Here is a 24,667-nt window from a genome sequence, read left to right on the forward strand (position 1 = left end):
GCCCTGTTCTTTCCGCTTCTTCCCGGGGGGCTCTCCCCCCCCCCTGTGTGGTTTCCCGTGGCCCCGGAGGCCAGGGGGGGGGGGGGGTTCCCTCCCCCCCCCCCCCCTCCCCCCCCCCCCACGACGCCTCGCGCACCGCCGAGCTGGGCCGATGGCTGCTGGAGGAGGCCGTGGAGCAGGCCGCCGACCGGCACCGGGCCGGGCACGACGTACCCGTGGCCGTGCGGATGACCGCCCAGCGGCTCCTGGACCGGTCCATGCCGCTCGGCTCCGTGGAGGCCCTGCTGACCCGGCACGGGCTGCCGTCCGGGGCCCTCGTGCTGGAGCTCGCCGTATCCGACCCCCGAGTGCCTTTCGACGACCTGGAGCGCCGCCTGACCGCCCTGCACCGGCTCGGGGTGGGTATCTCCCTGGACGGCTTCGGCAGCGGCTACGCGGCCATCAGCGCCCTGCGCCGCCTCCCCGTGGACATGCTCAAGCTGGACCGCGGCCTGGTGGAGGGAGTGGTCGAGTCCGCCCGGCTGCACAAGATCACCGCCGGTCTCTTGCGGATCGCAAACGACCTGGGCATGCGGTCGGTGGCGGACGGGGTGGACCTGCCCGAGCAGGTCCTGGCGCTGCGCGCGATGGGGTGCACGCACGGCCAGGGAATGGCTTTTTCCGGCCCGCTCGACGAGTACAGGCTGCGCCGTGCGCTGGTGCGCGGTACGTTCCCAGTACCGGGCGGAGCGGCCCAACCAGCACTGGCCGGCGGTTCCCCCGGGGGCTCGATGGCCATCCGCAGAGGCTCACATAATGAGACGCCCGTCCCACCTACTTGACATCACCCTCCCGCCAGAGGGAGGGTCAATGCCATGCGCACCCGAATTCTCGTACTTGGAAAGCGCGTCGGCTGAAGCTGGGACCTGCATGTCCCCGCTCAACACCCCCGACGCGCTCCCCTCGCTTGCCTCCTGGCACGAGGGGTTTTTTGTTGCACTGGCACAGAGTCGAATCCGCGTAAAACCCTCAGCTTCGAGAAGAGAATGCCGATGACCGAGCAGGCCACCGGGGCCCACCATCCGCAGCCGCGGCCCCGTTCCGGCGGACAGCAGTCCGCCGCAGTTGAGCACGTCACGGGTGCGCAGTCCCTCATCCGCTCTCTCGAAGAGGTGGGGTGCGACACCGTCTTCGGTATTCCGGGCGGCGCCATCCTCCCCGCGTACGACCCGATGATGGACTCGAAGAAGGTCCGTCACATCCTGGTCCGCCACGAGCAGGGGGCCGGCCACGCCGCCACCGGCTACGCCCAGGCCACCGGCAAGGTCGGCGTGTGTATGGCCACGTCCGGCCCGGGCGCCACCAACCTCGTCACCCCGATCGCCGACGCGCACATGGACTCCGTCCCGCTCGTCGCGATCACCGGTCAGGTCTCCTCCAAGGCGATCGGCACCGACGCCTTCCAGGAGGCGGACATCGTCGGCATCACGATGCCGATCACCAAGCACAACTTCCTGGTCACCAAGGCCGAGGACATCCCGCGGACGATCGCCGAGGCGTTCCACATCGCGGCCACCGGCCGTCCGGGCCCGGTCCTGGTCGACATCGCCAAGGACGCCCTGCAGGCGAAGACCACCTTCTCGTGGCCGCCCACCCAGGACCTCCCCGGTTACCGGCCGGTCACCAAGCCGCACGCCAAGCAGATCCGCGAGGCCGCCAAGCTCATCTGCCAGGCCAAGCGCCCGGTCCTGTACGTCGGCGGCGGCGTCATGAAGTCCGGCGCGACCGCCGAGCTGAAGGTCCTCGCCGAGCTGACCGGCGTCCCCGTCTGCACCACCCTGATGGCGCTGGGCTCCTTCCCCGACAGCCACCCGCTGCACGTCGGCATGCCGGGCATGCACGGCTCCGTCACCGGAGTCACCGCGCTGCAGAAGTCGGACCTGCTGATCGCCCTCGGCACCCGCTTCGACGACCGCGTCACCGGCAAGCTGGACAGCTTCGCCCCCTTCGCCAAGATCATCCACGCGGACATCGACCCCGCCGAGATCGGCAAGAACCGTGCGGTCGACGTCCCGATCGTCGGAGACGCCCGCGAGGTCATCGCCGACCTGATCCAGGCCGTCCAGGCCGAGCACACCGAGGGCAACGCGGGCGACTACACCGCCTGGTGGAACGACCTCAACCGCTGGCGCGACACCTACCCGCTGGGCTACGACCTGCCCGCCGACGGCAGCCTCTCCCCGCAGCAGGTCATCGAGCGGATCGGCGCGCTCGCACCGAAGAGCACGATCTTCGCGGCCGGCGTCGGCCAGCACCAGATGTGGGCCTCGCACTTCGTCAAGTACGAGGAGCCCCGTACCTGGCTGAACTCCGGCGGCGCCGGAACCATGGGCTACGCGGTCCCGGCCGCGATGGGCGCCAAGGTCGGCATGCCCGAGCGCACGGTCTGGGCGATCGACGGCGACGGCTGCTTCCAGATGACCAATCAGGAACTCGTCACCTGCGCCCTGAACAACATCCCGATCAAGGTCGCGATCATCAACAACGGCGCGCTGGGCATGGTCCGCCAGTGGCAGACCCTGTTCTACAACCAGCGGTACTCCAACACCGTTCTGCACGCCGACGAGACCGGTCACGACACGGTCGGCTCCCAGCTCGGCGAGTCCATCGCCCCCCGCAAGGGCACGCGCGTCCCGGACTTCGTCAAGCTGTCGGAGGCCATGGGCTGCGTGGCGCTGCGCTGCGAGGACCCGGCCGACCTGGACAAGGTCATCGCCGAGGCCAACGCGATCAACGACCGTACCGTCGTGATCGACTTCATCGTCCACGAGGACGCCATGGTGTGGCCGATGGTCGCCGCCGGCACCTCCAACGACGAGGTCATGGCAGCCCGGGGCGTCCGTCCCGACTTCGGCGACAACGAAGACGACTGAGCCGAGAGAGCCGAGAGAGAGAACGCCCCACATGTCCAAGCACACGCTCTCCGTCCTGGTCGAGAACACGCCCGGCATCCTCGCCCGGATCGCCGCCCTGTTCTCCCGCCGCGGGTTCAACATCGATTCCCTCGCGGTCGGCGTCACCGAGCACCCCGACATCTCCCGCATCACCATCGTCGTCAACGTCGAGGACCTCCCGCTGGAGCAGGTGACCAAGCAGCTGAACAAGCTGGTCAACGTGCTCAAGATCGTCGAGCTGGAGTCCCACAACGCCATCGAGCGCGAGCTCGTCCTGGTGAAGGTCCGCGCCGACAACGAGACCCGTTCGCAGATCGTCGAGATCGTCCAGCTGTTCCGCGCCAAGACGGTCGACGTCTCCCCGGAGGCCGTCACCATCGAGGCCACCGGCGGCTCCGACAAGCTCGGCGCGATGCTCAAGATGTTGGAGCCCTTCGGCATCAAGGAGCTCGTCCAGTCCGGCACGATCGCCATAGGGCGTGGCGGACGGTCCATCACGGACCGCAGTCTGCGCGCGCTCGACCGCAGCGCCTGACCCGCCCGGCCCGGCCCGGCGGACACGTGAGCCGGGTCGGACACGCCCAGCTCGCATAGCGAGACCGAGAAACTCAGATTCCGTTCCCCGCCGTACGGTGGGAGCAACACCAGCGCACCAAGGAGATATCCCAGTGGCCGAGCTGTTCTACGAGAACGACGCCGACCTGTCCATCATCCAGGGCCGCAAGGTCGCGGTCATCGGTTACGGCAGCCAGGGCCACGCCCACGCGCTGTCGCTCCGTGACTCCGGCGTCGACGTCGTCGTCGGTCTGAAGGAGGGCTCGAAGTCCAAGGCCAAGGCCGAGGAGCAGGGTCTGAAGGTCGTCCCCGTGGCCGAGGCCGCCGCCTGGGCGAACGTCATCATGATCCTCACCCCGGACCCGCTGCAGGCCGAGATCTACGAGGAGTCCATCAAGGAGCACCTCCAGGAGGGCGACGCGCTCTTCTTCGGCCACGGCTTCAACGTCCGCTACGGCTTCATCAAGCCCCCGGCCAACGTGGACGTCGCCCTCGTCGCCCCCAAGGGCCCGGGCCACCTGGTCCGCCGTCAGTACGAGGAAGGCCGCGGCGTTCCGTGCATCGCCGCCGTCGAGCAGGACTTCACCGGTTCCGCTTTCGCGCTCGCGCTCTCGTACGCGGCCGGCATCGGCGGCACCCGCGCCGGCGTCATCAAGACCACCTTCACCGAGGAGACCGAGACCGACCTGTTCGGTGAGCAGGCCGTCCTCTGCGGTGGCGCCTCCGCCCTGGTCAAGGCCGGTTTCGAGACCCTGACCGAGGCCGGCTACCAGCCGGAGATCGCGTACTTCGAGTGCCTGCACGAGCTGAAGCTCATCGTGGACCTCATGTACGAGGGCGGCCTGGAGAAGATGCGCTGGTCGGTCTCCGAGACCGCCGAGTGGGGCGACTACATCACCGGCCCCCGCATCATCACCGACGCCACCAAGGCCGAGATGAAGAAGGTCCTCGCGGAGATCCAGAGCGGCGAGTTCGCCAACACCTGGATGGCCGAGTACAAGGCCGGTCTGCCGAAGTACAACGAGTACAAGAAGTCCGACGAGGAGCACCTGCTGGAGACCACCGGCAAGAAGCTGCGCAAGCTGATGAGCTGGGTCGACAGCGACGAGAGCTGATCTCGTGGCGGCGGGGCCGGGACACGTGAAGTCCCGGCTCCGCCGTGCATCGGCGCAGGACCCCGGCCGTCCGGACGGACGGGGTGCAGGGGATTCGGGGTGCCGGGAAACCGGCCCTCACGGGCGCGGCTTGTCCACCCCGGCCAACCACGGACGGGTGATCCTTCCGTACAGGCGGAAATCCGGCCCGTCAGCGCCACTACACTGCTCAACACATACGCGTCAGGCCCACAGTGTCGTGCGTCTTCCACGCGGCTACCCCCTCCACCGCCTGCGGCCGTCGGGACGGCCGTCCGCACTGGACTTGTGAGGACCCACGTGAGCTCGAAACCTGTCGTACTCATCGCCGAAGAGCTGTCGCCCGCCACCGTCGAGGCGCTGGGCCCGGACTTCGAGATCCGGCACTGCAACGGCGCGGACCGCGCCGAGCTGCTGCCCGCGATCGTCGACGTCGACGCGATCCTCGTCCGCTCCGCCACCAAGGTCGACGCCGAGGCCATCGCCGTGGCCAAGAAGCTGCGGGTCGTCGCGCGCGCCGGTGTCGGTCTGGACAACGTGGACGTCTCCGCCGCCACCAAGGCGGGCGTGATGGTCGTCAACGCGCCGACCTCGAACATCGTGACCGCGGCCGAGCTCGCCTGCGGCCTGCTCGTCGCCACCGCCCGCAACATTCCGCAGGCCAACACCGCCCTGAAGAACGGCGAGTGGAAGCGGAACAAGTACACGGGTGTCGAGCTCAGCGAGAAGACCCTCGGCGTCGTCGGCCTCGGCCGCATCGGCGTGCTGGTCGCCCAGCGCATGTCGGCCTTCGGCATGAAGATCGTCGCGTACGACCCCTACGTACAGCCCGCGCGTGCCGCCCAGATGGGCGTCAAGATGCTGGCGCTGGACGAGCTCCTGGAGGTCGCCGACTTCATCACCGTGCACCTGCCCAAGACCCCCGAGACCCTCGGTCTCATCGGGGACGAGGCCCTGCACAAGGTGAAGCCGTCGGTCCGCATCGTCAACGCCGCCCGCGGCGGGATCGTCGACGAGGCCGCGCTGTACACGGCCATCAAGGAGGGCCGCGTCGCCGGCGCCGGCCTCGACGTGTACGCGAAGGAGCCCTGCACGGACTCCCCGCTGTTCGAGCTCGACCAGGTCGTCTGCACCCCGCACCTCGGCGCGTCCACGGACGAGGCCCAGGAGAAGGCCGGTGTCTCGGTCGCCAAGTCGGTGCGCCTCGCGCTCGCCGGTGAGCTCGTGCCGGACGCGGTCAACGTCCAGGGCGGTGTCATCGCCGAGGACGTGCGTCCCGGTCTGCCGCTCGCCGAGAAGCTCGGCCGCATCTTCACCGCCCTCGCGGGCGAGGTCGCGGTCCGCCTCGATGTCGAGGTCTGCGGCGAGATCACCCAGCACGACGTCAAGGTGCTGGAACTCTCCGCCCTCAAGGGTGTCTTCGAGGACGTCGTCGACGAGACGGTCTCCTACGTCAACGCCCCGCTGTTCGCGCAGGAGCGCGGTGTCGAGGTCCGGCTGACCACCAGCTCGGAGTCCCCGGACCACCGCAACGTGGTGACCGTTCGCGGCACCCTGTCGGACGGCCAGGAGGTCTCGGTCTCCGGCACGCTCGCGGGCCCGAAGCACCTTCAGAAGATCGTCGGCGTCGGCGAGTACGACGTGGACCTGGCGCTCGCCGACCACATGGTCGTGCTGCGCTACACCGACCGCCCCGGCGTGGTCGGCGCCGTCGGCCGCGTCCTCGGCGAGGGCGGTCTGAACATCGCGGGCATGCAGGTCGCCCGGGCCGAGGAGCACGGTGAGGCGCTCGCCGTCCTCACCGTCGACGCCCCGGTTCCGGCAGACGTCCTCGCGGACATCGCCACCGAGATCGGCGCCGTCTCCGCGCGCACGGTCAGCCTCGCCTGAGCCCGCCAGGGTGACGACGTGAAGGAAGGGCCCGGGGGATAGGCGAATTCCAGGGGTCGTTGCAACACGTGATCACCGACGTGTGGTGGCGAGCAGTTTAGACAGGCGCTCGGCTGGGGTTTCCCAGCCGAGCGTCTTGCGTGGGCGGCTGTTGAGTTCGGCAGCGACTGCGTCGAGGTGGTCCCGGGTGTGGCCGGACAGGCTGCTGCCCTAGAGACTGCCCGATTCGCGACCAGCGTACGGGCCCCTATCTCTCGCCCCGTGGCAGCTCCACCCCAAAGCCGCTCCCGCCGACCTCATCTGGCCCGTGTGCGATCGTCACGCCTCCTAGGTACGTTGAGCCGTCAGCCGAGGGAGAACGCTCGCGAGGGAGTCGCCCCGCAACGCGTGGCTGCGGGGCGACGATCCACTTTCGCAACGGGCCCTAGTGGGGTTTAGTCGACCGTCTGCCCGTCGTACATACCGCCCCTGCAGGTCGGGAGCACGGGCGTCGACCGATCGATCGTTCCGCCGTTGTCCGTGCACTCACCCGGGGTGACGCTGCCGGCGGTGGCGGTGGCGGTGGCGGTGGCGGCGGTGGCGGCGCCTGTGAGGCCGAGTCCGGCGAGGGCTGCCGTGGCGAAGACTGCGGCGAGGATTCGTCGAATGCGCATTTGGTTCGCCTTTCACAGATTGCCTCGGTTGGGGCACTAGCCAGCTTGATCTTCATCCATGTGGGTGGCACGCCGTGTTGGGCCATTCGGGTGACAGTGTTGTCGGGTGCGGGGTCGGTGACGCGACCCGTCAGAGCGGATGGAAGCCCGTGCCACATCCGTGCCAGAAAGAGCGGATCCCGGCAGTCAAGAGCAGTCAAGCGCGACGCCTCGCGATTAATCACCAGCGGCCGTTTGCGCTGGTCAGCGTCAACCCCCTCCGTGTCGGCCCGGTGATTCCCAAGCTCAGAGCGCGGGTTCGATTCCCGTCACCCGCTCCACGGCGAAGGCCCAGCTCATAGGCGAATCCCCGGGCCCTTCCTCGTTCCGCCGGCCGCGTGCCGCGGCGGCCGGTTCAGTGGTACGTCGCCTCGTGGGCGCGGTCTTCGGTATCCGTCGCGGGCTCCGCCGCGGGCGGGGCGGGTGCTTCGATCCCGTGCATCAGAGCCGCGGCGAGCGCGGCCGCCCCGAGCAGCAGCGCCGTACTGCCCCAGGCCGCGTACTGCATTCCGTGGACGAAGGCCTCCCGGGCCAGGGCCAGCACCTGCTCCCCGGCCGGCCCGCCGATGTGGTGGGCGGTGGCGGCGGCCCTGCCCAGGGTCTCCCGTACGGCGGGCTCGGAGTCCGCCGGGTCGCTGCGGTAGACCGCGGTGCCCAGGCTGCCGAGGACCGCCATGCCCAGGGCGCCGCCGAACTCCTGGCCGGTCGCCAGCAGGGAGGCGGCGGAACCGGCCTTCTCGGCGGGGGCCGAGGCCAGCGCCATGTCGGACACCAGGGACATCACGGTGATGATGCCCGAGGCCAGTACCCCGGCGCCGATCAGCAGCAGCCACAGGGAGTCGGTCCCGACCAGGCCGATCAGGGCGAACCCGGCGGCGGCGAGGACGAACCCGCCGGCGATCACGTAGGCCCGGTCCAGCTGCTGGGCCAGGGCCGCGCCGACCGGGGCCGCGGCGCCGATGACGAGCGAGGGGGCGAGGCTCCACAGGGCGGCTTCCAGGGGCCCATGCCGAGCACGGACTGCAGGTACTGGGTGGTGAAGTGGGCCGAGCCCATCATGGCGAAGGCGGCGATGGTGTTCAGGCCGATGCCCGCGCCGAATCCGCGGCCCTGCAGCGGCAGCAGGAGGACGGTGAAGGCGGTCCATTCGCGGCGGCCGGCGAGTCGCGCTGTGGCGGCGGGGTTCGTCATGAGCAGGAATATAAATACGTCTTAAACGCTTGTCTATGACGACTGTATGGAACTGTTGTCTGGGACGATTGTCTTGCTACGGTGTGGCCATGGGACATCGCGAAGATCTGCTCGAAGGCGCCAAGAAGTGCCTGGTCGAGAAGGGGTTCGTGCGCACGACCGCGCGCGACATCGTCAGCGCCTCGGGGACCAACCTGGCCTCCATCGGCTACCACTACGGCTCGAAGGACGCTCTCCTCACCCAGGCCTTCATCGGCCTGATGGAGGAGTGGGGAGCGGTATTCCAGGACGGACTCGACGGCGAGGACGGATCGCTGGAGCGCTTCCGCGCCGTGTGGGAAGGGGTGTTGGCGCAGCACGAGAAGTCGGGGCCGATCTGGGCGGCCAGCCTGGAGGTGGCGCTCGGCCGGGACCAGCGGCCGGAGTTGAGGTCCATGCTCGCGGCCTCGCAGGCCGAGGGGCGCCGGGGGCTGATCTCGATGCTCACGGGGACCCCGGAGGGCCAGCTCGACGAGCGGGACGTACGCACGCTGGGCGGTTTCTACCAGGCCCTGCTGAACGGTCTGATGATCCAGTGGCTCTTCGACCCGGAGTCGGCCGCAACCGCCGAGGAGTTCACCGAGGGCATGCGCCGGGCCGCCGAGGCGATGCCCCGCCCACAGGAGGGTTGACCGGAGCCGGAACCACCGCCGCGCCCGGGGGCCCGGTGTGACGGCGGGTCACGGAGGCTGTGACGGCGGTGTGGCCGTGGACGTCCTGGAGGGCGTCGGCACGGTCGTGCCGGATCGTCGTCGACGCGAGGACGTCCGAGCCCGGCCTAGGTCAGGCGGGAGGCCTTGAGGGCCATGTGGAGCAGCAGACGGTCCTCGCCCTCGTCCAGGTCGAGGCCGGTCAGCTGCTCCACCCGGGCCAGGCGGTAGTAGAGGGTCTGGCGGTGGATGCCCAGGGCCGCCGCCGCCCGGCCCGCCTGGCCCGCGCAGTCCAGGAAGACCTCGGCGGTGCGGGCGAGTTCGCGGTGGGCCGGGGTCAGCAGGGTGCGGGCCGCGGGGTCGTCCACCGGATCGGCGGCGAGCGCCGCCAGCAGCCGGTACGGGCCGATCCCCGACCACTGGGCGACCGGGCCGAAGCGGGGCTGGGCCGCCGCCGCCCGGGCGGCCGCGACGGCCTGCTCCCAGGCGGCGGGCAGGTCCGCGAGGCCCCGTACGGGGTCGGCGACGCCGGCGGTCACCCGGTGCCCGGGGGCCGCAGCGGTGCTCGTGGCCCCGGCGCCCCCGGCCGCGCCGCCCTTGCCGCCCGTACCCGTCGCCTCCGCCGCGCGTGGCAGCAGCCGGGCCACCGCCGCCAGGGCCGGAGCCAGCGCGTCCGTCGAGCGCAGCCGGAGCAGTACCGCCAGAGCCGGTTCGCCCGCGGGCCCCGGCCCCGGCTCCGGCCCCGCCCCCGCTGCCGCACCGGGCCCGGCGCCGCCGCCCGGCTCGCCCCCGCCCCGCCGCGGTACGACGCACACCGCCGCCGCGCCCGGTACCGACGCCGGAGCCTCCCCGGGCCACGGCGCCACGCAGACCGCCGCGTGCAGCCCGTCCCCGCCCGGGCCGAGGGCGACCCGCAGTGCGGCCACCGCCATGTCCTGCTGCCAGCCCCGGCCGGCCGTGAGCACCGCCAGAAACTCCCGCGACAGGTCGGCCCCGGCCTTCGCCTCCTCGGCGAGCAGCACCCCGATGCGCTGGGCCACCTCCATGGCCGCGTCCAGCGCCGCCGGCCCGGGCCCGGGCTTGCCGGGCTCCTGGTCCAGCAGCCATACGTAGCCCTGCACGATGCCCCGGTACCGCACCGGCAGGCAGATCCGCCCACGGAACACCCCGGCGTCGGGCGCCGCCGGGATCCGGACCGGGCCGGTGGCGCGGGCGATGCCGAAGCCCTCGAACCAGGACCGGACGGCCGCCGTCGACTGCCGCGTCAGGATCGAGCGGGTCCGTACCGGGTCCATCGCGAGATCGTCATCGCTGTCGTGGGCGCCGAAGGCGATCAGCCGGAAGTCCCGGTTCTCCAGGGTCGCCGGGGCGCCGAGCAGCGCGGAGATCTCGTCCACCAGGTCCTGGTAATCGCCCTTCACGCGGACATTCTCCCACCCCGGCGCGGACCCTTCAGACAGATGTATGAGATCCGGGACACGGATGCGTGACAGCTGTCGATGGCAGAGGATCAAAGCGATCCTTAGGTTTCACGGTGGTTTTACTTGCGCTTTTCTTCTGCCACCCGCTGGAGGTGCCCCCGTGCTGGGTCCCGTGATCCTCGCCGCTTCGCGCAGCGACAAGATGCGTCGTATCGTCTCCGCCGCCCCGGTGACCAAGCCCGTGGTGAATCGGTTCATCCCCGGCGAGACCGTCGATCAGGTCATCCCGATCGTCGAGGAGCTCACGCGCAACGGCCTCGAGGTCACCCTCGACGTCGTCGGCGAGGACATCACCGCGGTCGAGCAGTCCTACGCGGCCCGGGACGCCTACCTCCAGCTCATCGAGCGCCTCGCGGAGCTCGGTCTCGGCGAGAAGGCCGAGATGTCCGTCAAGCTGTCGATGTTCGGCCAGGCCCTGGAGGGCGGACACGAGCTGGCGCTCGCCAACGTCCGCCCGGTCGTCGAGGCCGCGGCCGCCATCGGTACCACCGTGACGCTCGACGCCGAGGACCACACCACCCTCGACTCGATGTTCGCCATCCACGAGGAGCTGCGCCGGGACTTCCCGCAGACCGGCTGCGTGATCCAGGCGTACCTCTTCCGCACGGAGGCCGACGCCCGCCGCCTGGCCGCCGCCGGCAGCCGCGTCCGCATCGTGAAGGGCGCCTACAAGGAGCCCGCCGAGGTCGCGTACCTGGACAAGGCGGAGATCGACAAGGCGTACGTCCGGATCCTGAAGATCCTCATGGACGGCGAGGGCTACCCGATGATCGGGTCCCACGACCCGCGCCTCATCGCCATCGGCCAGGAGCTCGCGCGCAAGGCCGGGCGCAAGCTGGACGAGTACGAGTTCCAGATGCTGTACGGCATCCGCAGCGAGGAGCACCTGCGGCTCGCCGCCGAGGGCCACCGGATGCGCGTCTACACCGCGTACGGGACGGACTGGTACGGCTACTTCATGCGCCGCCTCGCGGAGAAGCCGGCCAACCTGCTCTTCTTCGTCCGCTCGATGATCACCAAGAACTAGGCACCCCACTAGCTCAAGGAGTTACCAGCCCCATGGATGCTGTGACCCAGGTCCCCGCGCCGGTCAACGAGCCGGTCCACTCGTACGCCCCGGGCACCCCGGAGCGCACGCGGCTCGAAGCGCAGCTCAAGCAGCTGTCCGAGAACCCGATCGACCTTCCGATGACGATCAACGGCGTCAAGCGGATGGGCGGCGGCGAGCGCTTCGACGTGGTCCAGCCGCACGACCACAAGTCGGTGCTCGGCACCTACGCCAACGCCACCGAGGCCGACGCGCAGGAGGCCATCGACGCCGCCCTCGCCGCCGCCCCGGCCTGGCGCTCGATGTCCTTCGACGACCGCGCCGCGATCATCCTGCGCGCCGCCGAGCTGCTGTCCGGCCCGTGGCGCGAGAAGCTCGCCGCCTCCACCATGCTGGGCCAGTCGAAGACCGCGCAGCAGGCCGAGATCGACACCCCGTGCGAGCTCGTCGACTTCTGGCGTTTCAACGTCCACTTCGCCCGCCAGATCCTGGCCGAGCAGCCGGTCGCGAACTCCGCAGGCGTGTGGAACCGCAGCGACCACCGCCCGCTCGAAGGCTTCGTCTACGCGATCACGCCGTTCAACTTCACGGCCATCGCGGGCAACCTGCCGACCGCCCCCGCCCTCATGGGCAACGTGGTCCTGTGGAAGCCGTCCCCGACGCAGACCCACTCCGCGATCCTCCTCATGGAGCTCCTGGAGGAGGCCGGCCTGCCCAAGGGCGTCATCAACCTGGTCACCGGCGACGGCATCGCGGTGTCGGAGGTGGCCCTGAACCACCCCGAGCTGGCCGGCATCCACTTCACCGGCTCGACCAAGACCTTCCAGTACCTGTGGAAGACGGTCGGCAACAACATCGAGAAGTACAAGTCCTACCCGCGCCTGGTCGGCGAGACCGGTGGCAAGGACTTCGTCGTCGCGCACCCGTCCGCGGACCGCGCCGTCCTGAAGACCGCCCTGACCCGCGGTTCCTTCGAGTTCCAGGGCCAGAAGTGCTCGGCGTCCTCGCGCGCCTACGTCCCGGCCTCGATCTGGAACGACGGCTTCAAGGAGGCCTTCGCGGCCGAGGTCGACGGCATCACCATGGGTGACGTCCGCGACCTGACCAACTTCATCGGCGCCGTCATCGACGAGCGTTCCTTCGCGAAGAACAAGGCCGCGATCGACCGTGCGATCGCCGACCCGACCTGCGAGATCATCGCCGGTGGCACCTACGACGACTCGGAGGGCTACTTCGTCCGCCCGACCGTCATCGCGTGCACCGACCCGGAGAACGAGGTCTTCACGACCGAGTACTTCGGCCCGATCCTGGCGGTCCACGTCTACGAGGACGCCGACTTCGACGCGATGCTGGCGCAGATGGAGTCCGTCTCGGCGTACGCGCTGACCGGCTCGATCATCGCGGCGGACCGGTACGCGGCCGCGGACGCGATGGAGAAGCTCCGCTTCGCGGCGGGCAACTTCTACATCAACGACAAGTCCACCGGCGCCGTCGTCGGCCAGCAGCCCTTCGGCGGTGGCCGCGCCTCGGGTACGAACGACAAGGCGGGCGCCGCGTCGAACCTGATGCGCTGGACCTCCACCCGCTCGATCAAGGAGACGCTGGTCGCGCCGACCGACTACGCGTACCCCCACATGGGCTGATCCCGGCCCCCAGTGACCCCGCCCCCGCTCCGGCACCCCCAAGTCCGGAGCGGGGGCGGTATCCATTTCCCCCTCCGGCAAGTCCTGGTAATCTGACTGCAGTTGTCGTGTACGGCGACACGCTCCAGGACTCGGGCCCGGCTTCCCGAGGGAGCCGAGGGCTCTGACGAGTTCCCGTACGGGGTGGGGGGTTTGCCAGGAGATACGAGACCTCTACGCGTCCGTGCCGGGACGACGCCCGGGGAGACGTATGTCCAGGCGCACCGACAACCGCCACCGCGTGGCGACCATCTGCCGTGAGGCCACCGGCCTGCCGCACCGCACCTGCCTCGGCTGGGCCGAAGCCGGCCTGATCACCCGCCGCCAACCGGTCCCGGAGCCCGAGGACGAGGCGCAGCGCGCTCTCGAATCGCTTCTGGTGGCCGAGCTCGCCGACGGGCTCCGGGAACACGAGCGCCGTGACGGTGCCCTGTTGGGCTTCACCTCCGCCCGGCCGACCCGCGCCGGTCTGGCACTCGTCCTGCATCCGGCGATGGCTGACCGGGTCCTGTCCACGGTGCTGCCGCGCATCGACGAGCACTATGGCGGACTGCGCGGGGTGCCGGGGCTGCGCATCGTCCCGATGGGCGGCAGCTGGGCGCTGAATCAGCTGCAGGGACGGGCAACGGTGGCGCTGGTGCACCCCTACCCGGGCTGGCGCCCGCTGCTGCCGGAGCACGGTGACGGGCTGACGCAACTGTGGCGGCGCAACCGTCATCGCCTGCACCCTGTCGAGGCGGCGGGGCTCAGGGGGCGCACCGGCGCAGGGGGCGATCCCGGATCGGTCTTGGCGCAGGACTGGCTGAACAGCAGGCTGCTGCGGCGCCCAGGACTACTGGTCGCTGCTGGGGCCGTGCACGGATCGGCGAACGTCTACACCCACGGCGGCGGAGACGTGGTCGTCGAGTGGTGCTGCGGCGTGGAACGGGACGAACTCGAACGGCGGCTGCGGCGCAGTGGTCTGGCGGAGCGGCCGGACCGGATCGCCGAGCGGCTGCGGGACCGACCGTGGTTCCCCGGTGAGATCGCGATGGGCGGAGCCTTCGTCACTCTGCGGCGCGGGCCCTGTCACGCGTCGTACGCCACGGCGCGGAGGGCTCACTGATGCTGACCGCGGCGATCGTGACGGCGGCCGTGCTCGGGGTCGCCAAGGTGGTGCGGGACTGGCTGATCCTGCGGCAGGTGCGGGCCGCCATGGACGCCGGTACGTCCGAGGACCGGGTGCGGATCGGGATGCGGCTCGCGGAAGCGCTGGGCGGCGGGCAGTCCGGGCCCGCCCCGGAGCCGCCCGCCGGGGAGGCCGTCACACCTCCACGATGACCTGGTCCAGGGACTTGCGCAGGAGGTCCGGGACCTCGCAGTCGTCCGCCGGGTAGCCCACCGGGACGACGGCGAAGGCCTTCTCGTTCTCCGGGCGGTCCAGGACGTGGCTGAGGAAGCGCATGGGGCTGGGGGTGTGGATCAGCGCCGCCAGGCCGGACAGGTGGAGGGCGGACAGGAGCATGCCGACCGCGATGCCGACCGACTCGTCGACGTAGTAGTGCTTGCGCTTGGTGCCGTCCGGGCCGAGCCAGTAGCGCTGCTGGAAGACCACGATCAGCGCCGGGGCTTCCGTGAGGTGGGTCTTCACGGCGTCCGTGCCGATGGGACGCAGGGCGGCGAGCCATTCGTCGCCCAGCCGGCCGTCGTAGGACAGCTGTTCCTCCTGCTCGGCGGCCGCGCGGATCTGCTGCCGGACGGCCGGGTCCTTGACCAGGACGAAGGTCCACGGCTGCTGGTGAGCGCCGGAGGGGGCGGTCGCGGCGCAGGCGATGGCGTCCCGGACCACCTGCTCGGGCACCGGGTCGGGGGAGAAGTGGCGTACGGTCCGCCGCTCGTCCATCCGGGCCCGCAACTCGGCGGCACGCGCGAGGGATTCCGGCTGCGGCATCCGTTCGGGGCGGTAGGCGGCCGGGCGGTACGGATCACCGTGGGTGGGCGTCCACTGCCTGGTCTCAGGAGCGGTCCCGGAGGCGGTCTCAGGTGTGGTCTCAGGCGACATGGAGCAGATCTTCACGCCGCCGCGCGGCCCGCCGCCAGGGCCGTACGAGGCCCTCCCGCCCGGTATGCAGGTATTCGGGCGATTTAAGAGACGGTGATCACCGGTCGATTCCTCCTGCGGAACGCCCTCCTCCAGCGAGGTGACCTGGGGCCGGTGGACCCGGCGGTGACGGCGCGCAGTGCCGAGGCCCCCGCTCCGGCGGCCGTCCGCAAGCGCCGGGCGCGGGTGGACCACCCCGCCCCCGCCCACCATGCGTACCTTCGGCGGACTGGGCGGCGCCGGCGCGGCCGAGGTGGACCACTGGGCCCGCTCCCGCCACGCGGGCCGGGTGCGCGCCCGCCCGGGCACGGCCACGGGTGCCATGGACGGCCCGGGCCCGGAGCGCTCCGGGTTTCGAACCCCTCGGCTGTTTCCGGCCTTTCGCGGCCGCCCCGGGCCGCCGGTGCGCGTTGATACGGTCGCCCGATGGAGAACCTCGTACGGCACACCGCGGAGCTGACCGGTGCGGAGCTCCGCGAGATCCGGGTCCTGCTCGACGGGGCCTTCGACGGCGACTTCGCCGACGAGGACTTCGAGCACGCCCTCGGCGGGATGCACGCGCTGGTCCGGGACGCGGGCGGGGACCTCGTCGCGCACGGCAGCGTGGTCATGCGGCGGGTCGTGCACCAGGGGCGTGCCCTGCGCACCGGGTACGTCGAGGCCGTGGCCGTACGGGCCGGCGCGCGGCGCCGCGGCCTCGGCGGGCAGGTCATGGCGCGGCTGGAGCAGGTCGTGGCAGGGGCCTACGTGCTGGGCGCGTTGTCGGCGTCGGAGGAAGGGGCCGCGCTCTACCTCGGCCGCGGCTGGACGGTGTGGCCGGGCCGGGTGGGAGCCCTCTCGCCGGAGGGGCCGGTCAGGCTCCCCGAGGAGGAGGGGTCCACGTACGTGTGGGCGCCGCCCGGCGGGATCCGGCTGGACCCGGCCGGGCGGCTCGACTTCGACTGGCGGGACGGGGACGTGCTCTAGCGCTGTGGCCGGGAAGGTTTGCCGTGCCGGGCGTCGTGACCCGGTGAACCTTCCCGGCCACAGCACCAGGGGTGTCTCGGTCGTCTTCCGGGCGCGCCCGGGGCGCTACGAGCCCGAGATGCTGGGCGCGCCCGTTTCGACGTGGCCCGTGTAGCGGCGCGACCAGGTGCCGTCGGAGTCGGCCAGGATCGTGAAGTCGTACCAGCCCTTGCTGTAGGCGACGGCGTTGAAGAAGTCCTCGCGCGAGGAGTTCGCCGGGACCGTGTAGGTCCACGGGCCGTCCGTGCGGTAGGCGTTCGCGCGGATCGTGAAGGTGACGGGGGAGCCCGAGGAGTTCTTCATCTTGAAGTAGACCGCCTGCTTGCCGGTGCCCGGCTCGATGGCGAAGCGGGCCGCCACCTCGATGTCCTTGCCCGGCTTCGACGCGTCGCCGATGAAGCGGCGCAGGAAGCGGTTCGGCCCGTGCATCGAGATGTCGTACTTGCCGGAGCCGTTGCCGAGGCCGATGTGGAAGTAGTCGCTGCCGGTGCCGCCCGGGTCGACGGTGTACTGCCAGGCCGTCGTGTCCCGGTGCTGGTGCGGATGGATCGAGAAGTGCGCCGCCCGCTTCGCCTCGGCGCCCTGGTTGGCCATCGAGAACCAGGCCGTGATCTGGCCGGCCGGCCCGAACTCGAAGCGGTCCAGGTTGCCGTTCACCTGGTACGGGAGGGCCCGCGCCGGGCGGGTGCCGGGCTCCTGCGCCGGGAGGGCGTTGTTCTGCGGCGCCGGGTTGGGGAGCGGGGCGCAGGTCGCCTGGCCGATCACCTTGGCGGTGGAGGGGAGGCCCGCGGGGACCCCGTAGACCGGGTGCGCGAAGTCGAAGACGCCGGTCAGGTCGCCGACCACCTTGCGGCGCCAGGCGCTGATGTTCGGACAGGTGGCGGGGGTGCCGAGGGCGGCCGTCCACTTCTCCATGAACCGCAGCACCGAGGTGTGGTCGAAGACCTCCGAGCTCACCCAGCCACCGCGGGTCCAGGGGGACATCACGATCATCGGGACGCGGAAGCCGAGGCCGATCGGGAGGCCGTCGAGGTACTCGCCGGGGGTGCCGGGAGGGGCGACCGGCGGCGGGACGTGGTCGAAGAACCCGTCGTTCTCGTCGTAGTTGAGGAAGAGGACCGTGGAGTCGAAGACCTCGGGGTCGGCGGCGAGGGCGCGGTAGACCAGGTCCACGAAGTGGGCGCCGTCGCCGGGAGGGGCGTAGGGGTGCTCCGAGAAGGCCTCGTTGGCCACGACCCAGGACACCTGGGGGAGGGTGCCCGCCAGGACGTCGGCGCGTATCGCGGCCGCGATGTCGTCCGGGGTGGAGCCGGTGACCTTGGGGACCGAGCCCATGCCCCGGTCCCACAGCGGGCTTCCGGGGGCCGCGTCGGTGAAGTTCTTGAAGTAGGCGAGACCGTTGTCGCCGTAGTTGTCCTGGGCGTTCTGGTAGACCTTCCAGGACATCCCGGCGCGCTGCAGGGCCTCCGCGTACGTCTCCCAGGTCAGCCCGGACTCGTCGCCGCCGTCCTTGCTGGTGGCATCGATCTTGCCGCTCCACAGGAAGGTGCGGTTCGGGCCGGTCGCGCTGAGGGCGGAGCAGAAGTACGCGTCGCAGACCGTGTAGTTGTCGGCGAGGCCGTAGTGGAAGGGGATGTCCCCGCGGTCCAGGTGGCCGAGGGTGCGGACATTGCCGACGCCGGTGACCCAGTTGTCCATCCGGCCCTTGTTCCAGGCGGCGTGCTGCGAGGTCCAGCTGTGCGGGAGGTCGCCGGTGCACTGGGCCAGGGTCTCGCCGTCCGCGCCGCCCGCCGGCGGGGTGGCGGACAGCCTCCACGGGTACTGGCGGCCGCCCCAGTTGGGCTGGTTGAACATGCCCCAGCCGCCCGGGATGTTGCCGGCGGCGCGGTCGCCGAACCCGCGGACGCCCTTCAGCCTGCCGAAGTAGTGGTCGAAGCTGCGGTTCTCCTGCATCAGGATCACCACGTGCTTCACATCGGTGATGGTGCCGGTCGCGGCGGCCGCGGCCGCTGTCGTCGGTGTGACCACGGGCAGGGTGGCGCCCGCCACGAGCCCGGCGCCGATTCCCACGAAACCTCTGCGGCTGATCGGTGTCACTGGCTTCTCGCCTCCAACTCAAGTGCCCCGGCGGCACATCGACGGCAAGAGTGGCGGCGCCCGGATCAAAGGTCTACATCCGTGCGGTAAGAAAACGGTGAACATAAAGGTGGCTGGAATCAGCCGTCGATCCGGACCAGCATCTTGCCCAGGTTATCCCCGCGCAGCATGCCCAGGAAGGCCTCCACCGTCCGGTCAAAGCCCTGGACAACGGTGGTGTCGGTACCGATCCGGCCGCTGCGCAGATGAGGGACCAGGAAGTCCTCCAACTCGTCCTGCAGATTGGTGTGATTGCGAACCAATACCCCTTCCAGGCGAAGGGACTTGTGTACGACCTCGAAGAGGTTGCGGGGCGCGGCCGGCGAGCGGTCCCCGTTGTACATCGAGATCGCGCCCACCCAGGCGACCCGCCCGTACTCGCGCAGCGCGTCGATCGCCCCCTCCAGGTGGTCCCCGCCGACGTTGTCCACGTAGACGTCGATACCGTCCGGGGCGGCCTGCGCGAGCTGCTCGCCGACCGGCCCGTCGTGGTAGTCGAAGGCCGCGTCGAAGCCGAGTACGCCGGTGAGGTGGCGGACCTTGGCCGCCGAGCCCGCGCTGCCGATGATCCGCCGGGCGCCCAGCAGCCGGGCGATGTGGCCGGTGGCCGTGCCGACCCCGCCCGCGGCGGCGGAGACGAAGAGGTCCTCGCCGCTCCGCAGGGCCGCCGTCCGGGTGAGGGCCGCGTACGCGGTCAGGCCGGTGCCGCCCAGGATGGAGAGGTAGGCCTCCGGCGGGATGCCGTCGTGGCCCCGCAGCTTGCGCGTCCCGTCCACGCCGAGGGTGACCAGGGCGTGGGTCCGCCAGCCCGCGCGGTGGAAGACCAGGTCGCCCTCGCGCAGCCCCGGGTCGCGGGAGGCGAGCACCCGGCCCACCGAGCGGCCCTCCAGCGGGGTGTTCAGCTCGAAGCCGCCCTCGCCGCCGTCCATCAACCCCCGGTGGTACGGGTCCACCGAGAGCAGGAGGTTCTCGACGAGCGCGGTGCCGGGCGTCGGCTCCGGGACCGGGGAAGCGGCGTAGGTGAAGTCCCCGGCGGTGGGGAAGCCGGTGGGGCGGGCGATCTGGTGGACGGCGTAAGCGGTGTTCGTGGTCATGGGCCCGACGCTAGGAAGGAATGGCCGGCCCGGGCAGGGGGTTGCGTTCATGGAACCCGCAGATCCATGAATGCTGCTCATAGAACGAGGTGAGGGCCCCCGTGACCGACCTGCTGCCCCAGGAGCTGAGGATCCTGGCCGCCGTCTGCGACAGCGGAGGCTTCTCCGCCGCCGCGGCCGCGCTCGGCCTCACCCAGTCGGCCGTCTCCCACTCGGTGCGCGGCAGCGAGGCCAAGGTCGGCGCGGTGCTCTTCGAGCGCGGCCGCGCCGGGGCCACCCCCACCCCGGCGGGGGAGCGGGCCGTCGCCCTCGCCCGCCGGATCCTGCGGATGTACGAGGTCCTCGGCGCGGAGGCCCGGGGCGCGGGCCGCGGCGCGGTGGAGGGGGTACTGCGGATCGCCGCGTTCCGCAGTGCGGCCCTGCACCTGCTGCCGCCCGCGCTGGAGCGGCTGACGGCCCGGCACCCGGGCATCCGCCCCGAGGTCCGCGTGGTGCGCGAGATCGGCGCCGGCGCGGCCGGGGAAGTGGTGGCGGGCCGCGCCGACCTGGGCATCGCCACGCTGGGCGGCTCGCAGGACGTGACTCCCGGCCTGCTGACCGGGGTGCTGGCGCAGGAGGCGTACCGGCTGGTCCACCCGGCCGGGCACCCGGACCCGAAGGGCCTGCCGCTGATGGACTGGGACGAGAACTGCGGCTCCTACACCCGCTCCTGGTGGCGGGCCCAGGAGTGGATCCCGCGGGCGACGGTCAAGGCGGAGGACGACGCGATGGTGCTGACCATGGTCGGCCGCGGGCTCGGTATGGCGATCATGCCCGAGCTGTCCCTGAGGGAGGCGACCGAGGCGGTGGACATCACCGATCTGGGCCCTGGGGGGCCGGTGAGACAGGTGGGATACGTCACTACGGCGGAATCGGCCTCAACTCTCGCCGTGAGGGCTCTGATCAGGGAACTTCGTTCCGAGAAGGGCTGAAACGAACCCTCCGGACGGGGCTTTCCGGGGGGCCGCGCGTCTCAGATAGTAGGAAGCCCGAGTAATTGCCGAGACATACAACGGGACCTGGCCTAGCTTTGTAGAAGCCGAACGTCTCGCCGATCAGGCGAATGGCGGTCGAGAGCGCGCGCCCCTGGCAGGCAACCCCTGCGGCGCACCGCTCCCCGCCTCTTCCGGCGCCTTGAAGGAACCCCTCATCCGTGGCCCCGCCACGCCGTGATCTCAAGGAGTCGATCACCATGACCGCTTCCACCGCCACCCGCCGCGTCCGCCACACCTCCGCCTCGGCCGACGACCGCAAGAACGCCGCCGCCGCTCTCCAGCGCGCCCTCGACCGCCGCGACAACGGCGGATCGACCGGCCACTGACCTGCGCCGCCCGAGACGTTCTGCGTTCACATAGGTCCACATGGTGGACGCAGAATGTCTGAGGGCTGGGACACGGAGTACGGTTCCGTCATGTCGACCAGCATCAATCTCGCAGTGATCCCCGGTGATGGCATCGGCCAGGAAGTCGTGGCTCAGGGACTCAAGGTCCTTACCGCGGTCCTGCCCCAGGATGTGAAGCTGGAGACCAAGCAATACGATCTCGGCGCCCAGCGCTGGCACCGCACCGGTGAGACCCTCCCGGAAGCGGAGCTCGAAGCCCTCAAGCACCACGACGCGATCCTGCTCGGCGCCATCGGCGACCCCTCGGTCCCGTCCGGCGTGCTGGAGCGCGGTCTGCTGCTGAAGCTCCGCTTCGCCTTCGACCACTTCATCAACCTGCGCCCGTCGAAGCTGTTCCCGAACACGGCCACCCCGCTCGCCGGCCGCCCGGAGATCGACTTCGTCGTGGTCCGCGAGGGCACCGAGGGTCCGTACACCGGCAACGGCGGCAGCCTGCGCACCGGCACCCCCGCCGAGGTGGCCACCGAGGTCAGCATCAACACCGCGTACGGCGTCGAGCGCGTCGTCCGTGACGCGTACGAGCGGGCGAACGCCCGCCCCCGCAAGAAGCTGACGCTGGTCCACAAGAACAACGTCCTCGTGTACGCGGGCCACATGTGGAAGAACATCTTCGACAAGGTCGGCCAGGAGTACCCCGAGGTCACCACCGACTACCTGCACGTCGACGCCGCGACGATCTTCTTCGTCACCCAGCCCGAGCGCTTCGACGTCATCGTCACGGACAACCTCTTCGGTGACATCCTCACCGACCTGGCCGCCGCCGTGACCGGCGGGATCGGCCTCGCCGCCTCCGGGAACATCAACCCGACCGGCGCCTTCCCGTCCATGTTCGAGCCCGTCCACGGCTCGGCCCCGGACATCGCCGGCACCGGCAAGGCCGACCCGACCGCGACGATCCTCTCCGTCGCCCTCCTGCTGCGCCACCTGGGTTACGAGGCCCAGGCCGTCCGCATCGAGGACGCGGTCTCCGCCGACCTGGCGGAGCGCGACGGAACCTTCCGCTCCACCGACGTGATCGGCGACGCCCTCGCCGCCCGCGTAGCCGGCTGACCCGGCAGCTCCACCTCAGGAAGCCGCCGGGGCACAATGGGACCCGGCGGCTTCTCCTGCGCGGCCCCGGGTGCCACCATCTCCCCTGGGCCGCTCCCCGCTTCTCCGAAGCCTGCCCGCGCGCGATAATCGAACGCGAGGCCGCGGAATGCGGGGAAGCTCGGACGTCCTAGTACGCCGTGAGCGCGGTCCGCCATACACAACCGGTGAAGGACAAGCACTCATGACGACGCCCACGATCGAGCTCAAGCCCTCCTCGAACCCGCTGTCCGATGCGGAGCGCGAGGCGATCCTGGCCAGCCCCGGCTTCGGCCGCCACTTCACCGACCACATGGTGACGATCAAGTGGACCGAGGGTCGCGGCTGGCACGATGCCGAGCTGGTCCCGTACGCGCCGCTCTCGATCGACCCGGCGAACATGACCCTGCACTACGCGCAGACGATCTTCGAGGGGCTCAAGGCCTACCGGCAGCCCGACGGCACCGTGGCCACGTTCCGCCCCGAGGCCAACGCCGCCCGCTTCCAGGCCTCCGCCCGCCGCATGGCGATGCCGGAGCTGCCGGTCGAGCTGTTCATCGAGGCCTGCGACTCGCTGATCAAGCAGGACCGCGCCTGGGTGCCGGACTCCGGCGAGGCCTCCCTCTACCTGCGCCCCTTCATGTTCGCCTCCGAGGTCGGCCTCGGTGTCCGCCCGGCGAACGAGTTCCTCTTCATCGTCATCGCCTCGCCCGCCGGCGCGTACTTCCCCGGTGGCGTCAAGCCCGTCTCCGTCTGGCTCTCCGAGGACTACGTCCGCGCGGTCAAGGGCGGCACCGGTGCCGCGAAGACCGGCGGCAACTACGCGGCCTCGCTGGTCGCGCAGGCCCAGGCTGCCTCGCACGGCTGCGACCAGGTGGTCTGGCTCGACGCCGTCGAGCACCGCTGGATCGAGGAGATGGGCGGGATGAACCTGTACTTCGTGTACGGCGACCGCATCGTCACCCCGGAGCTCACCGGATCGCTCCTTCCCGGCATCACCCGCGACTCCCTCCTCACCATCGCCCGCGACCTCGGCTACACCGCCGAGGAGGGCCGCCTGACCACCGAGGACTGGCAGCGCGACAACGAGAACGGCACCCTCACCGAGGTGTTCGCCTGCGGCACCGCCGCCGTCATCACCCCGGTCGGCTCGGTCAAGTCCGAGCGCGCCAACTGGACCCAGGGCGACGGCGAGCCGGGCCAGGTCACCATGCGCCTGCGCAAGGCGCTGCTGGAACTCCAGACCGGCCACAGCGCCGACACCCACGGCTGGATGCACCCGCTGGGCTAGTCCCGGCTGACCCCCGGGTGGCCAGGAAACCGGGAAGCGCCTCCGACCGGCGAGAACGAGGACCGTCGAGATCCTCGTTCCCGCCCCGTCGGAGGCGCTTTCACGTGAAGGGGCGCACAGGGCCGATCAGACACCCACGAGAGACGTCGCCCCCGCTCAGATCCCGACCGCGTTGGAGGCGGGCAGCCAGATCTGCAGCTGGTAGACGAAGTCGCTCCACAGCCCGGTGACGAGGAGTACTCCGACCGCGATGAGGAATCCTCCGCCGATCCTGAGCACCAGCGCGTAGTGCTGTTTGACCCAGCCGAATGCCTTCATCGACCGGCGGAACGCGACGGCCGCGAGGATGAAGGGAACGCCCAGGCCCAGGCAGAAGAAGGACATGAGGAGTGCGCCCCGGCCCGCGCTCTCCTGCCCCATGGACAGGCTCATCACGGCTCCGAGGGTCGGGCCCATGCAAGGCGACCAGCCGAGTCCGAACGTGAAGCCGAGAACCGGTGCGCCGAGCAGTCCGGCTGCGGGCTTCCGGTGGATCCGGAAGTCGCGCTGTGTGAAACCCGGGAGGAATCCCATGAAGGCGAGCCCGAACAGGATCGTAAGGCTCCCCAGAATTACATCGAGCGTGTCCTTGTACGGGGAAAGGGTGAGGCCGAAGAATCCGAAGAAGGCGCCCTGGGTGACAAATGGAGCCGAGAATCCGAGCACGAAGAGGAGCGCGCCCAGAAGCATCCGGCCACGCTTTTCCTCACGTGCCTCGGGGCTCAGTGAGGAGGCGGAAAGACCGGTGACGTAGCCGAGGTATCCCGGGACGAGCGGCAGCACGCAGGGCGAGAAGAACGAGATGACGCCGGCCAGGAGGGCCACCGGCACGGCGGCGACCAGGGTGCCGCTCGTCACCACCGACGTAGTCGATGCCAGGACCACCAGGGCCTCCTTGTTCGCGGCCCGGTCGAGGCACGTACGCAGACGGTAGGGATCCCCAGTGTGGCACGCAGCGTCTGTGCGGCCGAGGTCAGGGTGAGGGTGCGCGGCCGGGTGGCCGGCCTTCGGTCAAAAGGGCCTGCCCCGCGGTAATGGGGAAAGAATTGAAGATCGGCAGGCATTCACCGGCAGGGATATGTCCCGGCACGACACGGCTACCGGGAAATACCTGACGTACGCAGGCCCGGGGGGGGGAAGGGGGGGGGGGGGGGGGGGGGGGGGGGGGGGGGGGGGGGGGGGGGGGGTGGGGGTTTCGTCGAGGGGGGGAGCAAAGGAA

Annotated in this window: 22 protein-coding genes and 1 pseudogene; 15 read left to right on the top strand and 8 right to left on the bottom strand. The window is 70.6% G+C overall.

Features of this window, described 5'->3' with window-relative positions; all coding sequences use genetic code 11:
• Positions 1-122 precede the first annotated feature (122 nt).
• The 5 genes and pseudogenes from ACZ4YL_RS07855 to serA all read left to right on the top strand — a co-directional run.
• Positions 123-821 (top strand): annotated as a pseudogene (locus ACZ4YL_RS07855) (EAL domain-containing protein); the annotation flags it as partial.
• 204 nt (positions 822-1,025) lie between these two features.
• Entirely contained in the window at positions 1,026-2,912 is a 1,887-nt protein-coding gene (locus tag ACZ4YL_RS07860) for an acetolactate synthase large subunit (protein WP_189742850.1), read from the top strand.
• A gap of 31 nt (positions 2,913-2,943) precedes the next feature.
• Entirely contained in the window at positions 2,944-3,468 is a 525-nt protein-coding gene (ilvN, locus tag ACZ4YL_RS07865; protein WP_030010002.1) for an acetolactate synthase small subunit, read from the top strand.
• A 133-nt stretch (positions 3,469-3,601) separates the two neighbouring features.
• Positions 3,602-4,603 carry a ketol-acid reductoisomerase gene (ilvC, locus tag ACZ4YL_RS07870; RefSeq protein ID WP_468114584.1) on the top strand — a complete coding sequence of 334 codons (1,002 nt, stop codon included), beginning with the start codon at positions 3,602-3,604 and terminating at the stop codon, positions 4,601-4,603.
• A 318-nt stretch (positions 4,604-4,921) separates the two neighbouring features.
• Positions 4,922-6,511, top strand: coding sequence for a phosphoglycerate dehydrogenase (gene serA / locus ACZ4YL_RS07875; RefSeq protein ID WP_468114586.1), 1,590 nt, complete (start codon positions 4,922-4,924; stop codon positions 6,509-6,511).
• A 434-nt stretch (positions 6,512-6,945) separates the two neighbouring features.
• Here serA and ACZ4YL_RS07880 read toward each other — a convergent pair whose 3' ends face one another.
• The 3 genes from ACZ4YL_RS07880 to ACZ4YL_RS07890 form a co-directional block, all read right to left on the bottom strand.
• Complete coding sequence (locus ACZ4YL_RS07880) at positions 6,946-7,164, bottom strand: hypothetical protein (RefSeq protein WP_468114588.1); 219 nt, start codon at positions 7,162-7,164, stop codon at positions 6,946-6,948.
• Between the two features lie 394 nt (positions 7,165-7,558).
• Positions 7,559-8,107 carry a hypothetical protein gene (locus tag ACZ4YL_RS07885; RefSeq protein WP_468114590.1) on the bottom strand — a complete coding sequence of 183 codons (549 nt, stop codon included), beginning with the start codon at positions 8,105-8,107 and terminating at the stop codon, positions 7,559-7,561.
• Entirely contained in the window at positions 8,104-8,394 is a 291-nt protein-coding gene (locus tag ACZ4YL_RS07890; RefSeq protein ID WP_468114592.1) for a hypothetical protein, read from the bottom strand. The genes ACZ4YL_RS07885 and ACZ4YL_RS07890 overlap by 4 nt, the downstream gene beginning before the upstream one ends.
• An 89-nt stretch (positions 8,395-8,483) precedes the next feature.
• On the opposite strand from ACZ4YL_RS07890, the gene ACZ4YL_RS07895 reads away from it, so the two are divergent.
• Positions 8,484-9,065 (top strand): TetR/AcrR family transcriptional regulator, encoded by a 582-nt coding sequence (locus ACZ4YL_RS07895; protein ID WP_468114594.1) that lies wholly within the window; start codon positions 8,484-8,486, stop codon positions 9,063-9,065.
• A gap of 146 nt (positions 9,066-9,211) precedes the next feature.
• Here ACZ4YL_RS07895 and ACZ4YL_RS07900 read toward each other — a convergent pair whose 3' ends face one another.
• Complete coding sequence (locus ACZ4YL_RS07900; protein ID WP_468114596.1) at positions 9,212-10,504, bottom strand: PucR family transcriptional regulator; 1,293 nt, start codon at positions 10,502-10,504, stop codon at positions 9,212-9,214.
• 160 nt (positions 10,505-10,664) lie between these two features.
• Here ACZ4YL_RS07900 and ACZ4YL_RS07905 point away from each other — a divergent pair, with 160 nt between their 5' ends.
• The 4 genes from ACZ4YL_RS07905 (at position 10,665) to ACZ4YL_RS07920 (ending at position 14,614) form a co-directional block, all read left to right on the top strand.
• Entirely contained in the window at positions 10,665-11,591 is a 927-nt protein-coding gene (locus ACZ4YL_RS07905; protein WP_351160025.1) for a proline dehydrogenase family protein, read from the top strand.
• A 32-nt stretch (positions 11,592-11,623) separates the two neighbouring features.
• Positions 11,624-13,255 carry an L-glutamate gamma-semialdehyde dehydrogenase gene (gene pruA / locus ACZ4YL_RS07910; protein WP_468114598.1) on the top strand — a complete coding sequence of 544 codons (1,632 nt, stop codon included), beginning with the start codon at positions 11,624-11,626 and terminating at the stop codon, positions 13,253-13,255.
• A 250-nt stretch (positions 13,256-13,505) separates the two neighbouring features.
• The gene (locus ACZ4YL_RS07915) at positions 13,506-14,399 is read left to right on the top strand and encodes a hypothetical protein (RefSeq protein WP_468114600.1); all 894 of its coding nucleotides are present in this window, start codon (positions 13,506-13,508) and stop codon (positions 14,397-14,399) included.
• Positions 14,399-14,614, top strand: a complete 216-nt coding sequence (locus ACZ4YL_RS07920) for a hypothetical protein (protein ID WP_390170485.1) — start codon at positions 14,399-14,401, stop codon at positions 14,612-14,614. The genes ACZ4YL_RS07915 and ACZ4YL_RS07920 overlap by 1 nt, the downstream gene beginning before the upstream one ends.
• On the opposite strand, the gene ACZ4YL_RS07925 is transcribed toward ACZ4YL_RS07920, so the two are convergent.
• Complete coding sequence (locus tag ACZ4YL_RS07925; protein WP_468114602.1) at positions 14,598-15,335, bottom strand: nitroreductase family protein; 738 nt, start codon at positions 15,333-15,335, stop codon at positions 14,598-14,600. The two genes, ACZ4YL_RS07920 and ACZ4YL_RS07925, sit on opposite strands and share 17 nt — an antisense overlap.
• Before the next feature lie 465 nt (positions 15,336-15,800).
• Between ACZ4YL_RS07925 and ACZ4YL_RS07930 the strand changes: the two genes are divergently transcribed.
• Positions 15,801-16,340 (top strand): GNAT family N-acetyltransferase, encoded by a 540-nt coding sequence (locus ACZ4YL_RS07930; protein WP_468114604.1) that lies wholly within the window; start codon positions 15,801-15,803, stop codon positions 16,338-16,340.
• A 105-nt stretch (positions 16,341-16,445) separates the two neighbouring features.
• On the opposite strand, the gene ACZ4YL_RS07935 is transcribed toward ACZ4YL_RS07930, so the two are convergent.
• Positions 16,446-18,476: a phosphocholine-specific phospholipase C gene (locus ACZ4YL_RS07935; RefSeq protein ID WP_468114606.1), complete on the bottom strand. Its 2,031-nt coding sequence runs from the start codon at positions 18,474-18,476 to the stop codon at positions 16,446-16,448.
• A gap of 119 nt (positions 18,477-18,595) precedes the next feature.
• Entirely contained in the window at positions 18,596-19,609 is a 1,014-nt protein-coding gene (locus ACZ4YL_RS07940) for an NADP-dependent oxidoreductase (protein ID WP_468114608.1), read from the bottom strand.
• Between the two features lie 101 nt (positions 19,610-19,710).
• Here ACZ4YL_RS07940 and ACZ4YL_RS07945 point away from each other — a divergent pair, with 101 nt between their 5' ends.
• From ACZ4YL_RS07945 to ACZ4YL_RS07960, 4 genes are all read left to right on the top strand, one after another.
• The gene (locus tag ACZ4YL_RS07945; RefSeq protein ID WP_468114610.1) at positions 19,711-20,580 is read left to right on the top strand and encodes a LysR family transcriptional regulator; all 870 of its coding nucleotides are present in this window, start codon (positions 19,711-19,713) and stop codon (positions 20,578-20,580) included.
• A 260-nt stretch (positions 20,581-20,840) separates the two neighbouring features.
• Positions 20,841-20,969 carry a hypothetical protein gene (locus tag ACZ4YL_RS07950; RefSeq protein WP_266379422.1) on the top strand — a complete coding sequence of 43 codons (129 nt, stop codon included), beginning with the start codon at positions 20,841-20,843 and terminating at the stop codon, positions 20,967-20,969.
• A gap of 90 nt (positions 20,970-21,059) precedes the next feature.
• Complete coding sequence (locus tag ACZ4YL_RS07955) at positions 21,060-22,100, top strand: 3-isopropylmalate dehydrogenase (protein WP_314244291.1); 1,041 nt, start codon at positions 21,060-21,062, stop codon at positions 22,098-22,100.
• A gap of 223 nt (positions 22,101-22,323) precedes the next feature.
• Positions 22,324-23,409 (top strand): branched-chain amino acid aminotransferase, encoded by a 1,086-nt coding sequence (locus tag ACZ4YL_RS07960; protein WP_468114612.1) that lies wholly within the window; start codon positions 22,324-22,326, stop codon positions 23,407-23,409.
• A gap of 156 nt (positions 23,410-23,565) precedes the next feature.
• Here ACZ4YL_RS07960 and ACZ4YL_RS07965 read toward each other — a convergent pair whose 3' ends face one another.
• The gene (locus ACZ4YL_RS07965) at positions 23,566-24,336 is read right to left on the bottom strand and encodes a cytochrome c biogenesis CcdA family protein (protein WP_468114839.1); all 771 of its coding nucleotides are present in this window, start codon (positions 24,334-24,336) and stop codon (positions 23,566-23,568) included.
• Between the last annotated feature and the right edge of the window lie 331 nt (positions 24,337-24,667).

It is taken from the genome of Streptomyces sp. NPDC030021 (genome assembly GCF_055574035.1).